11 protein-coding genes are annotated in these 12,611 nt (G+C 29.5%); 10 read left to right on the top strand and 1 reads right to left on the bottom strand.

From position 1 onward, the window contains the following. Positions 1–123: 123 nt before the first annotated feature. The 8 genes from DMR38_RS11335 (at position 124) to DMR38_RS11300 (ending at position 8,097) form a co-directional block, all read left to right on the top strand. Positions 124–618 (top strand): class I SAM-dependent methyltransferase, encoded by a 495-nt coding sequence (locus DMR38_RS11335; RefSeq protein WP_243124286.1) that lies wholly within the window; start codon positions 124–126, stop codon positions 616–618. Positions 619–648: 30 nt separating this feature from the next. Beyond that, positions 649–2,361 carry a B12-binding domain-containing radical SAM protein gene (locus DMR38_RS11330; protein WP_127721426.1) on the top strand — a complete coding sequence of 571 codons (1,713 nt, stop codon included), beginning with the start codon at positions 649–651 and terminating at the stop codon, positions 2,359–2,361. A gap of 25 nt (positions 2,362–2,386) precedes the next feature. Next, the gene (locus DMR38_RS11325) at positions 2,387–2,695 is read left to right on the top strand and encodes a hypothetical protein (protein ID WP_127721425.1); all 309 of its coding nucleotides are present in this window, start codon (positions 2,387–2,389) and stop codon (positions 2,693–2,695) included. A 25-nt stretch (positions 2,696–2,720) separates the two neighbouring features. After that, complete coding sequence (locus DMR38_RS11320; RefSeq protein ID WP_127721424.1) at positions 2,721–3,410, top strand: response regulator transcription factor; 690 nt, start codon at positions 2,721–2,723, stop codon at positions 3,408–3,410. Continuing rightward, positions 3,400–4,509: a HAMP domain-containing sensor histidine kinase gene (locus DMR38_RS11315; protein WP_127721423.1), complete on the top strand. Its 1,110-nt coding sequence runs from the start codon at positions 3,400–3,402 to the stop codon at positions 4,507–4,509. The genes DMR38_RS11320 and DMR38_RS11315 overlap by 11 nt, the downstream gene beginning before the upstream one ends. 375 nt (positions 4,510–4,884) lie before the next feature. After that, positions 4,885–5,748 carry an ATP-binding cassette domain-containing protein gene (locus DMR38_RS11310; RefSeq protein ID WP_127721422.1) on the top strand — a complete coding sequence of 288 codons (864 nt, stop codon included), beginning with the start codon at positions 4,885–4,887 and terminating at the stop codon, positions 5,746–5,748. A 2-nt stretch (positions 5,749–5,750) separates the two neighbouring features. Further along, positions 5,751–6,977, top strand: coding sequence for an ABC transporter permease subunit (locus DMR38_RS11305; protein ID WP_127721421.1), 1,227 nt, complete (start codon positions 5,751–5,753; stop codon positions 6,975–6,977). A gap of 4 nt (positions 6,978–6,981) precedes the next feature. Continuing rightward, entirely contained in the window at positions 6,982–8,097 is a 1,116-nt protein-coding gene (locus tag DMR38_RS11300) for a hypothetical protein (protein WP_127721420.1), read from the top strand. 202 nt (positions 8,098–8,299) lie between these two features. Here DMR38_RS11300 and def read toward each other — a convergent pair whose 3' ends face one another. Next, positions 8,300–8,770 (bottom strand): peptide deformylase, encoded by a 471-nt coding sequence (def, locus tag DMR38_RS11295; RefSeq protein WP_127721419.1) that lies wholly within the window; start codon positions 8,768–8,770, stop codon positions 8,300–8,302. Between the two features lie 201 nt (positions 8,771–8,971). Here def and helD point away from each other — a divergent pair, with 201 nt between their 5' ends. Next, positions 8,972–11,269, top strand: coding sequence for an RNA polymerase recycling motor HelD (gene helD / locus DMR38_RS11290; protein ID WP_127721418.1), 2,298 nt, complete (start codon positions 8,972–8,974; stop codon positions 11,267–11,269). A gap of 167 nt (positions 11,270–11,436) precedes the next feature. Then, positions 11,437–12,606, top strand: a complete 1,170-nt coding sequence (locus DMR38_RS11285) for an FprA family A-type flavoprotein (protein WP_127721417.1) — start codon at positions 11,437–11,439, stop codon at positions 12,604–12,606. Positions 12,607–12,611: the final 5 nt, after the last annotated feature.

The following is a 12,611-nucleotide window of genomic DNA, read 5'->3' as shown; positions in this document are numbered from 1 at the left end:
TATTTTCCCATAAACTGGAGGATTTTTTCCGCTTTTACAGAACATATATAATAGGGATTTAACTCTTTTTATATATGTTAGTAAAGGATAGTGATTAAATTGAGTAAGGATATATTTATAAATATGGAAAAAGAAATATTCAAAGGAAATTTGTTGGATATAGGTATGGATAATCAAGGCATAATTTATAATATATATAAGGAATTTAATGATAATATAAATGTGGAATATGTAAGTGGGAAAGAAGAAGGCAAAAATATAAAAGAAGATTATTATGATAATTGTATATTATTATTTTCCTTTAATAAATTATGGGTAAAATTTAAAAAGAAAAATTTTATAAAAGATATATACAGCCGTTTGGCAAAAAACGGGATTATCCATATATGGGATATTGATAAAGGGTATAGAAAAATTTTTAATGCAGATATAAAGATATTAATACCTGGAGGAAAACTGAAAAAAATAAAAATAAGAGATTTTAACATTTTAAAAGATAATTCTAAGGAAAGTACTATACGACTGCTAGATAATTATTTTAAAATTTTAGAATGTAGAAATTCTGACGGACTTTATTATATAAAGGCTGAAAAAAAGAACTTGGTTTGTAAAAGCTAGGACAACTAAAAAGGATTGGAGACTTATATTATGAAGGTACTATTAGCAGCACTTAATTCAAAGTTTATTCACAGCAATTTAGCAGTGAGATATTTAAAGGCTTATACAAAAAAACTCAATTATAATTGTATTATAAAGGAATTTACTATAAATGATAGAAGGGAAAAAGTATTAGAGGAAATTATAGGGGAGAAACCAGATGTAGTGGCTTTCTCCTGTTACATATGGAATATAGAATACATAAAATCTTTAGCAGTACTCATTAAACTTATAAATCCTAAAGTGGAAATTTTGTATGGGGGACCTGAGGTGTCTTATGATAGTGATAGATTTTTGAAAAACATGCCAGGAGAGTATGTAATAGTAGGTGAAGGAGAAGAAACCTACTATGAATTTGTAAAACTCAGGACAAAATATTTTGAGACTTCAGGAAAAGTTGATAATAAAGAATTTTTCTCAGAATTGAGAGATATAAAGGGTCTTTGCTTCAAACAAAATAAAAGTGTAATTTTGAATGAACAAAGAGAACCAATGGATATGAACAATATAGTATTTCCCTATACAAAAGAAGATAATTTGAAAAATAAAATTGTATATTATGAAGCTAGCAGAGGATGTCCCTTTAAATGTAAATATTGTCTTTCTTCAACTAGTTCAGAAGTAAGATTTTTAAATATAGAGAGAGTAAAAAAAGAACTTAAATTTTTAATGGACAAGGATATAAAGCTAATAAAATTTGTAGATAGAACTTTTAATTGTAATTATGAATTTGCTATGGGAATTTGGAAATTTGTAATAAATGCAGATACAGATGCTACATTTCACTTTGAGATTTCTGCAGATGTTTTAAAAGATGAAGAAATAAAACTTCTTAATACAGCTCCTAAAGGAAGAATCCAACTTGAAGTAGGAGTACAAACTACAAATGACACTGTGTTAAATAATATAAATAGATATGTTAAATTTAATTATATATATGACAGGGTGAAGAAAGTTCAAAAGTATCACAACATAAATCAGCATCTTGATTTAATAGCAGGACTTCCTGGAGAAGATTTTGAGTCCTTTAAAAAATCTTTTAATGATGTATATTCTATAAAGCCAGAGGCTCTTCAACTTGGATTTTTAAAGTTATTAAAAGGTTCATCTATGATAAAAGAAGTTTCCAAATGGGGAATGGTGTATTCACCCTATGCTCCTTATGAAATATTAAAGACGGATAGTATAAGTTATGATGAAATTGTTATATTGAAAAGAATAGAGGAGGTCTTTGATAAATACTATAATTCTGGCAAATTTAGAAATATACTAAATTATTTTGTACCTAAATTTAAAACAGCTTTTGATTTTTACTATGAACTTGGAAAGTTTTTTTATAATAAAGGATATTTAAATAAAAGTATATCTTCCTCAGATTACTATAGGGTATTTATAGAATTTGAAAATGAGTGTTTAAATGAAAAAAATATTGAATTAGAAGAGATAATAAAGTACGATTACTTGAAATTTAATAAGAAAAAATGGCTTCCAGATTTTTTAATGAGAGAAAGAAATAAGGAAGAAGAAAAAAATATAAAAGCTAAAATTGAGGATGGATTTATAGAGGTATCAAAAAAATATCATATAGAAAAGTTTTTTATAAATATAGAAAGATTTTTAAATGATTCTGTATTGGAGAAAAAAGAAGGGTATGTAGTATTTGATATTGAAAATGATAAAGAGATATATTTATTTTACGAATAAATATATTTAAAAAGGGGTCGGTATTGTGAATATAACTATTGAAGATAAAGCCCTAAGTTATGCAAAGGAAAAAGAAGGGGATTTTGTAGTAAGGAGTATTTCTGCACCAGGAGGATGTTTCTCTATGGATGTAAGAGAAATAACTGTAGAATTTATAAAAGATTTTAAAGTAAATGAAAAGATATTTAACAGTTATAGTTATAAAGGAATAAAGGTACTTATAGAAAAAGGCCTGGAAATAAGAGATGATGAGGTACTTATATATCAAAAAGCCAAATTACCTTTTATAGGAGAAAGATTTGGAAGCAAAGGGGTTTCAGTAAAATACCTGTAAATATAGAATGCCATGGAGGGATTAAATGGAGAAAATTTTGATTGTGGAAGATGATGAAGACATTCGAGATATATTAAAAATATATTTAAAAGCTGAATCCTTCGAAATATGGGAAGCTGAAAATGGCAAGCGAGCTTTTGAAATTCTTGAAGATAAAAAGCCAGATTTAGTTATTTTGGATTTAATGCTGCCAGATATAAATGGGTTAAACATTTGCAAAAGTATACGCACAAAATATAAGTATCCTATAATAATGATTACTGCAAAGACAGCAGATCAAGATAAAATAATAGGACTTACTTATGGTGCGGATGATTATATAACTAAGCCTTTTAATCCTTTGGAAGTTATGGCAAGGATTAAAGCTCAGCTTAGACGATACAAGGAATATGGAGAAGACACAAAGGAAGATAGCACTATATATTATAAAGGTTTAATCTTAGATACAAAAAGTAGACATGTTAATCTAAATGGCATGGAGCTAAAACTAACACCTACAGAATTTAAGCTTCTTGAAACATTATTATTAAATAAAGGACAAGTCTTAAGTGGAGAAAAATTGCTTCATTTGTTATGGAAAAATGAGTATTATTCAAAATCTACAAATACAATAACAGTTCACATTCGAAACTTAAGAGAAAAAATGGAGGACCCTTTTGAACATCCTCAATATATTAAAACTGTTTGGGGGGTGGGATATATAATTGAAGCGTAGAAAATGGAAATGGAATTATTATATTTTAGCTTTTTTCATGTTTATAATATTATTGTTCCTCATTGATTTAGAATTTGAAGGGTTAGTAGCAGAATATTTTCAAAATGAAATATTATTTGACAGAGAAAAGGTATTATTTTTGGGAATAGAGCGCTCCAAAGGTATTTTCTATTGGCCGCGGCTTAAAGATATATTAACATTTATAGCTGTTTTTGGTTTCCTTCTTTTAGAAATTGTTGTTTATTTTACATCAAAGTATTCAAAGAATAGAGAGAGAAAAATGACAATAGCTGAAATAGAACAACGTATATCTTTATTAATAAAGGCAGAAGTTCCACAAAAGTTTCAGGAATTAAAAATCATTGATTCAGAAATAAGTAATCTTATGCATGAGAATGACCTTGTAAAGCAGGAAATCTCACTAGAGATGAGCAAAAAAAATGACCTTGTAACCTATTTAGCACATGACTTAAAGACTCCACTTACAAGCATCATTGGGTATCTCACAATTTTAGATGAATCCGAAATACCAGAGGACGTGCGCAGGGACTATATTAAAAAACTTTTGAAAAAAGCCTATAGATTAGAAGATTTAACAAATCAGTTTTTTGATATTACTCGCTTTAATCTTCAGGAAATTCCTTTGAATAAAAGTTTATTAGATGCGGATTTTCTTTTAGAACAGTTGACTGAAGAATTATATCCTATGCTTCGTGATAAAGACTTAAAATTTGATATAAATCTTCCTCCTAATATGAAGCTTTACGTTGACGGGTCGCTATTTGCCAGGGTGCTTAACAACTTATTAAAGAATGCTATAGCATATAGTCACAAGGATTCTATTATAAAAATAAATGGGAAAGTTGGAAAATGCAGTACACAGTTATTTGTAGAAAATGATGGCGATGTAATAAGTAAGCAGGAATTAAAACTTATATTTGAAAAGTTTTATAGAAGAGATCAGTCAAGAAGTCAATCATCTGGAGCAGGACTGGGGCTTGCTATTGCAAGAGAAATTATAGAAAGACATAAGGGATCAATAGAGGCAGAAAGTGAGAGTGGACATACTACATTTACTATCACTCTACCTAATGCATAAGGAATTTATATATATTCCTTAATAAAATCTTTATAATTGCTAAATAATTTATGAATAAACCTTTCTTTTATCTTAGGTATACTTAGGGTAAAAGAAAGGTTTTTTATTATATAACCTTCTTAGAGATGAACTAAGAGGTTATTTCATAATGCATATTTATTAAGTAATTCTTAGACTCAGGTGGAGTTTGCTTATGAGGAATACCTTTCTTCATCTGAGTCTTAGAAGAACTTATCCAGGGACGTAGCTGCTCTTTGCTCCCACTTGGAGAAAAGCAGATATCCCAAATCTTTGATTTGGTGATAGTCGCTTTTACAGAGTGCGTGGGAGTATTAGAGCAGGTAGTCATTGGATAAATTTTGAGGAGGAAGAAACATGAAGTTAACAATTTACGATCTTTCTAAGGAATTTAAAGATTTAAAAGCTGCCTGTAATATGAATCTTGAATTTACTCCAGGAATTTGGGGACTTTTGGGACCAAATGGTGCAGGAAAAACTACATTAATGAGAATGTTGGTTGGAAATATAAAGCCAACTAGTGGAAAAATAATGCTTAATGATGTAAATATTAATGAACTTAAGGCTACATATCTAGATAAAATAGGATATTTGCCTCAGCAATTTGGATATGATAAAAATCAGTCAGTGGAAGATTTTCTTCATTATATTGGAGTTTTAAAAGGTATTAATAAAAAGTTAAGAAATGAGAGAATCGATGAATTATTAAATCAATTTAATTTATTGGAAGTTAGAAAGAAAAAGTTGGATAAGCTCTCAGGAGGTATGAAGCGTAGAGTTGGAATATGTCAAGCCATGTTAAATAATCCTGATATTTTAATAGTAGATGAACCTACTGCTGGTTTAGATATAGAAGAGAGAAGAAAATTTCGTCAATATTTAACCACAATAAGTAAAGAAAAAATTGTTATTTTGTCTACGCATATTGTTTCAGATATTGAATTTATTGCTAATTATCTTGTACTCATGGAAAAAGGTAAAGTAATCGCAGAGGGAGAAAATCGTTCTTTAATTGAAACACTTGCTGGCAATGTATTTGAAACAGTTGTTTCAGAAAGAGATATGGGAGAGGTAGAAAAAGAATATAGGATTATGAATTTTAGAAATGAAGATAAGGGACAGGTTACAATTCGTTATATTGCCGATGTTCCCTTGCCAAATAGTAAATTGGTTTCACCTTCTCTTAATGATTTTTATCTTTCAAAAGTGAAGGAGGTATAAAAATGGATGTGTTTTTTCAAGAGTTAAAAAGACAGCTTAGCCTTAAAAGACTACTGATATATATTTTAATTTCAATTACGCTGGCAGGATTATGGGCGTGGTTTATTGTAGGGGGAGCCACTGAAGATTTTATGCAGACAGGATGTTACAAAGGATATAAAGGCAAATCGGCAATAGAAGCAGCAGCTAAGGATAGAAACGTTACTGCAGGAGAAATGACTGAAGATAAATTTCAAAGAGGCTGTGATGCGTTACTTCACTCATTAAAGGGTGAGAAAGATAGTGACATTGTGATGAGCAAAGATTTATTGAATCATGCTGTTTATGCTGATATCTTGGTTATGCAGGAGTTAAGACTTAGAAACATGAGAGGAGAATCTACAAAGGATCTTTTGCATATTCCTAAGGATGAGGGAAAGCATTTTTATGAAAATGAAGATTTATATTATCGCAATTATATTGATAAAAATGCACATAATCAAAGTGAAAAGACATTAGCTCTGTCAACCTGGGATAATGTGAAAAAACCTTATATTTATTACAGTGGATTTAAAGAATGGGATGATGGAATTGAACACATGATGATTTTTTCATTTGTGCTTATGGTTATGGTGGGAATTTTTGCAGGTCCTATTATAGCAAGAGATAAAGAAAATGGAATGGATGAAATTATAAAAGCTACAATGAAAGGTAGAAAAAGTCTTACTACAGCAAAGATTGTTATACCATGGATTATGGCATTTATTATTTATCTTTGTGGAGTAGGTGTTTATGTTATACTTCTTAGAAATTCATTGCCTCATGATGCTTTAAATACATCAATACAGGTTTCGGGCAAAAGTTTTTTTCCCTACAATGAAGGAGAATTAATTAAAAAATTATTTATTTTTGGAGCAGTAGGAATTTTAACTATAGCAAGCTTTGCTACATGGATTTCGTCTAAAGCCCAAAAATCATCAAGAGCCATTGAGCTTTGTGTATTGACAATATTAGGGGCTTTTATTTTCGGTATATTTATCAATATAAACGCTCCTATTATGGATGCAATTAAGATATTGTTACCAGGAGGAGTAGTATTTTTATATCCAGAATTTGTAGAATTAGGGAAATTTCCTATGACAACAATTTTGGGAAAAGTTTTCTGGATGCCGTCAATTTTACTTATAGTGAGTGGAATTACATTTTTACTTAGTACAGTATTCACAGCATTAAACTATAGAAGGAGGTAAAGAGGTGATATATCAAGAATTAAAGCGACGACTTTTTACAAGGCATGTACTTTTTTCAATAATAGGAATATTCCTTTTGACCGCTGGATTAAGTGTGGCGTTGATAGGAGGAGAGAAAAATCTACCTGAAGTGATGAAAGAGGAGGCTGTGTATTCTGGTGAAATGACCGAAGACAAATTATGGCTGGGACTAAAAAATGTGAGAGATCAAAAATCAGAGGAAATAAAGTATCAACCGCTTGTAACTTTTATACAGGGTTTAGTGGAAGTTTACCCTGGAATGCTGTACTGTGAAAAAAGAATTCAAGATTACCCTGATGCTTATGCCAAGAATTTTTATGGATGCTGGAGAAAAAAATCAATTGCACTTATAGAAAAAATCCCTCAAAAGGATCAGAAAAAGGCACTTAAGGAATTAAACAAGGTAAAAACACCTTTTGTTAAGTATCCTGGATGTTATTTTTGGAATTTGGGAATTGATAATCTTAAGTTTCCTTATCTAATAATTATCTTTATGGTTACATTTTTTGCAGCAGCTACCTATTCTGATAGTATGGAAGATGGTAGTATGGAAATTATTTATGCAACAAAACTAGGAAAAAAAATGATGGCGCTTCGTCTTTTGCCAATTATGATATATGGTCTATTGTTAACATTAGTAGCAACACTTAGTACAGTGCTAATTCTAGGTTCCGTTACAGGATTTCAGACTTTGAAAAGTAGTTTGAAAGTATTTGCATTATTTTCTATAGGTAATTTTACATTAGGAGATGGAATGCTTTTGATGCTTATAAGTGAACTTTTAGGAGTACTGGCTTTAACAACTGTTATGGGGTGGATATCCTACAGAACAGCAAATACAAGTTTGGCGGGAGCAATAGGAATTGCAATAAATATTTTCTATATCATCATAGCTTTATTCATTAAGGTACCGTGGGAATTTTCTCAATTTATATTAAATGCATTTCCTATGGCATCATCACAGGTGATACGTGAGGTGTCTGGATTTTGTTTTGATATGGGGCTTTGGAGACCATATGCAGTTATGGTAAGTATGGTTATGGTGTTTATTGGATTTGGTATGTTACTTAATCATGCGATTTGCACAGAGAAACTATAATTAAATGATTTTAAAAAATCTAATATGGATTTTAAACAATGATCTTGAAAAATTATACAACCGATAGCTTGATATAAATTTATACTATCAAGTTACCGGTTTTTATATGTATCTCGGATTTCACCCTTTTGAACTGTTTGGGGTACAAGTTTTCAGAAGAATTTAGATTTCTTGAAATTTTTTACTAATATAGTTAGTTCAATTAGAACTCATCTACTTTGTATATTTTCTTTGCCTTATCTGTATATAAAATCCCATCTAGATGATCTATTTCATGACAAAAAGCCCTAGCAAATAGTCCTTCTGCATTGTATCTAACTTCATTTCCATTTATATCTTCACCTACTACAATTACTCTTTTAGGCCTAACTACAATACCCTCATATCCATTATAACTTAGACAGCCTTCTGGGCCTTCATTTCTACCCATTTTTTTTACTATTTTAGGGTTTATTAAGATTACAGGATTGGCATTTTCTTTTCTCAAATCAATAAATATTATTCTCTTAAGAATACCTATCTGTGGAGCAGATAATCCAACTCCAGAACTAGCATATAAAGTATCTTTTAAATCTTGTACAATGCCTAAAGTTTCTTCATCTATATTTTTCACTTTCCTGCTGACTTTTCTAAGTAATTTATCACCAAACTTCAATATTTCTCTTACGGCCAAATGTATTACCTCCTCTAAGTAAGTATATTTAAATTATACAGTTATTTGTTTAAACAATCAATAAAGTAAGGTTTTGGATAAAGCATGAAGTAAGGTCTTCTTATCTTGACATACAGCGTTATTAAATATAAAATTTATTTTTGTACTTGTATATTTATTGTAAAAACTATAAACTTCTATAGTATACGGGAGGTAAAAGATATGGCTATAAATGTTATGGATATGGAAAATGAAAAAGAACATTTAGAAGAAACCTTGAATTGGATAGATGCTCAGATTAAAAACGTAAATTCGGAAGATGAAAAGCTAAAAATAATTATAGATGGACTTAGAAAACAATCTAGAGGTAAATATAATGAAGAATTAGAAACAAAAGAAAAGCTATATAATATAACTCATAAGAATCTTGAAAAATATATGGAAAGTAAGAATAAGCCTTATTTTGGAAGAGTTGATTTTAGAGAATACAAGGGAGAAGAAGAGACTTTCTATATAGGTAAATTTGGACTTGGAGATATGGAAAAGGGAGATGAAAAGGTAATTGACTGGAGAGCTCCTCTAGCAGATCTTTATTATAGTGGAGTTTCAGGAGAAACTTTTTATAGATCTCCTCAAGGTATAATAAATGGAGAACTTAATTTAAAGAGAAAATTCTTGATTGAAGATGGAAAATTGAAAGATGCTTTTGATGAAGGAATAAATGAAATAATACTCCAGTCCGCAGATGAAAATGAAAATGTCCTGGTAGATGAATTTTTAAAAATAAATTTGGAACAAAGTGCAAATAGCAAACTTAAGGATGTAGTTGCTACCATACAAAAGGAACAAAATAATATAATAAGAACTGAAAAAAATATTTCACTTGTAGTTCAAGGATCTGCAGGTTCTGGAAAAACTACAGTAGCACTTCATAGACTTGCCTACCTACTTTATAGATATAAAGGTAAAATTCAGGGGGAAGATATTGTAGTTGTAGCCCCTAATAAATTGTTTTTGAACTATATTTCAGATGTGCTCCCAAATTTAGGCATAGAAAAAGTCAAACAGGTAACTTTTGAAAAAATGTGTTGCCAGATTTTGAATTTAAAAAGCAAAGTATATACCAAAGATAAAAAACTGTCCAGCATAATAGAAAATAAAAAATACAGTGATGTAGAAAACACACTTGAATCCAGTCGCGTTAGGGGAAGCATTTTATATAAAAATTTAATTGATAGATATATAGAATATGTAGAAGAAAGAGATGTAAATATTGATGATATAAAGATAGATAATTATATCCTGTTTAATAAAGAAGAAATATGCAGATTGTATTCAAGTGATATGAAACATCTGCCTATAAATAATAGAAAGCATGAGATAAAGAGATATTTTTTGCTAAAAATAGATGATAAAATAAATAAAATAATGGACAAAATAGACTTTTATTATGAATATATGATTGCAAGGCTGAAGAAAAGCATGGAGGATGGTCCAGATAGAAGAAAGACACTCACAAGCGTATACAATGAAAGAGATAAAAAGAAGAAAGACACTAAAAATAGGGCAATACAGGCGTTTGAATGCTATTTCAATAGATGGAGTGAGATTAATACAGAAAATCTTTATGAAGAGTTTTTAAATGACAAAGAAGTATTTGACAGAATTATAAAGGGAAATATTTCAGAGAACATATGGAATAATATAAAAGAGGAGGTAAAGGAAAATAGAGAAAAAAAAGTAATAGATAGTGATGATTTGGCTCCTCTTTGTTATTTGAAATTTAAAATAGAAGGAGTTTCTAAAAAGTTCAAATACAAGCACATTGTAGTGGATGAGGCGCAGGATTATAGTGCTTTTCAGATGATCATTTTAAAAGAAATTAGCATAAATGATTCCATGACTATAGTTGGAGATTTGGGACAGGGTATATACTATTATAAAGGAATAGCTAGTTGGAAAGATTTAATAGAAGATGTATTTGATTCTAATGCAAAATATACTCAACTTGAACACAGTTATCGTTCTACAATGGAAATAATAAAATTTGCAAATAAGGTTCTTAAGCTTCAGGAAAACAATCTAAAACCTGCAGTACCAGTACTTAGACATGGTAAAGTACCACAAGTAATAGAATTTAAAAACAATAGAGAATTTGGTGATGTTTTAGATATGATTGTAGAGGAAGTTTACAGTGCAGGTAAGAAAAGCATAGCTGTCATAGGCAAAACCTATGATCAGTGTAAGAAAATCAGAGAGTATTTAAAAAAGTACAGTTCTTATAGTTGGAGTCTGGTAAGGGAAAATGACAATAATTTAAGTTTTGAAAACATAATAATTCCATCTTATATGACAAAGGGATTGGAGTTTGACTGTAGTGTAATTTACAATTGCAGTGAAGACAATTATGGTGAAAATGAACTTGATAGAAAGATATTATATGTAGTTCTTACAAGGGCACTTCATATGGAATATATATTTTATTCAGGTGAAAAGTCTAAACTTATTGAAAATATTTAGCTATGAGGTTAATTTTGTAGATATAATGTCATGTATAAAATATAATTAAAAAATAATTATTATTACCAAATATTTAGTTTTACATTTTTCAAATTATGTGATAAAATATCAATAGTTAGATAAAATATAAATGTATTCATATTAAAAAAATAGGATGGTGAATTGCTATGGAAAATGTAAAATTAAAAGAAAATATTTATTGGATTGGTGTAAAAGATCCTGAACTAAAAATCTTTGACATAATAATGAATACTAAAGAAGGAAGTACTTATAATTCTTATTTAATTGACGATGAAAAAGTAGCAGTAATAGATACTGTAAAGGATAAAAATGGTTTTTTTGAAGAATATATATCAAATATAAAAGGTATAATAGGTAAAAGAAATATTGACTACATAATAGTACAGCATACAGAACTTGATCATAGTGGATCACTTGCAAAACTCATTGACTTATATCCTGAAGCTGTTGTAATAGGTACTAAAGCAGCTTTGATGTATTTAAAGGATATAACAAATAAAGAATTTAAGAGTATGGAAGCCCCAAATGAATTGAGTCTTGGAAATACCAATTTGCAGTTTATAAAGTCACCAAATTTACACTGGCCTGATACGATGTTTACTTATATACAAAGTAAAAAAGTATTATTTACCTGTGATTTTCTAGGATGTCACTATTGCCCTAAAGGTTCAATTACTGACAATTCAGCTGATTATGATTATGAGATGAAATATTATTTTGATGTAATAATGGGACCATTTAAAAAATTTGTACTTATGGGTCTTGATAAAATTAAGAATTTAGATTTTGATATGATAGGTCCAAGTCATGGACCTGTTCATATAGATGACATAAAGAAATCTATTGAATCCTATAGGAAGTGGGCTCTTACAGAATCTAAAGAAAAAAATGTTCAAATATTTTATATATCAGCTTATGGAAATACAGAAAAAGTTGCTAAATATATAGAAAATGTAATTAATTCAAGAGGAATAAAGGCAGAGGCACATGAAATAACTTCTATTCCTATGGAAGAGGCTATTTCTCTCATTGAAGGAGCTTCAGGTATATTAGTGGGCTCACCTACTATAAACCAAGATGCAGTGAAACCTGCATGGGATATGCTCTCACTTGTATGTGCTATAACAAATAGAGGAAAGGCAGCTGGTGCATTTGGTTCTTATGGATGGAGCGGTGAAGGTGTGCCTATGCTCACAGAGAGATTAAAGTCATTGAAATTTAAAGTAGCTAGCGGCTTTAGATTCAAATTTGTACCTAATGAAGAAAAGCTAAAAGAAGCAGACGAGTTTATAAATGAATTTTTAAATTTACTTTAAAATAA

Source organism: Clostridium sp. AWRP (assembly GCF_004006395.2).
GTDB lineage: Bacteria > Bacillota > Clostridia > Clostridiales > Clostridiaceae > Clostridium_B.
Note: the sequence above shows the minus strand (reverse complement) of the source record. Positions and strands in the feature narration are given on the sequence as shown.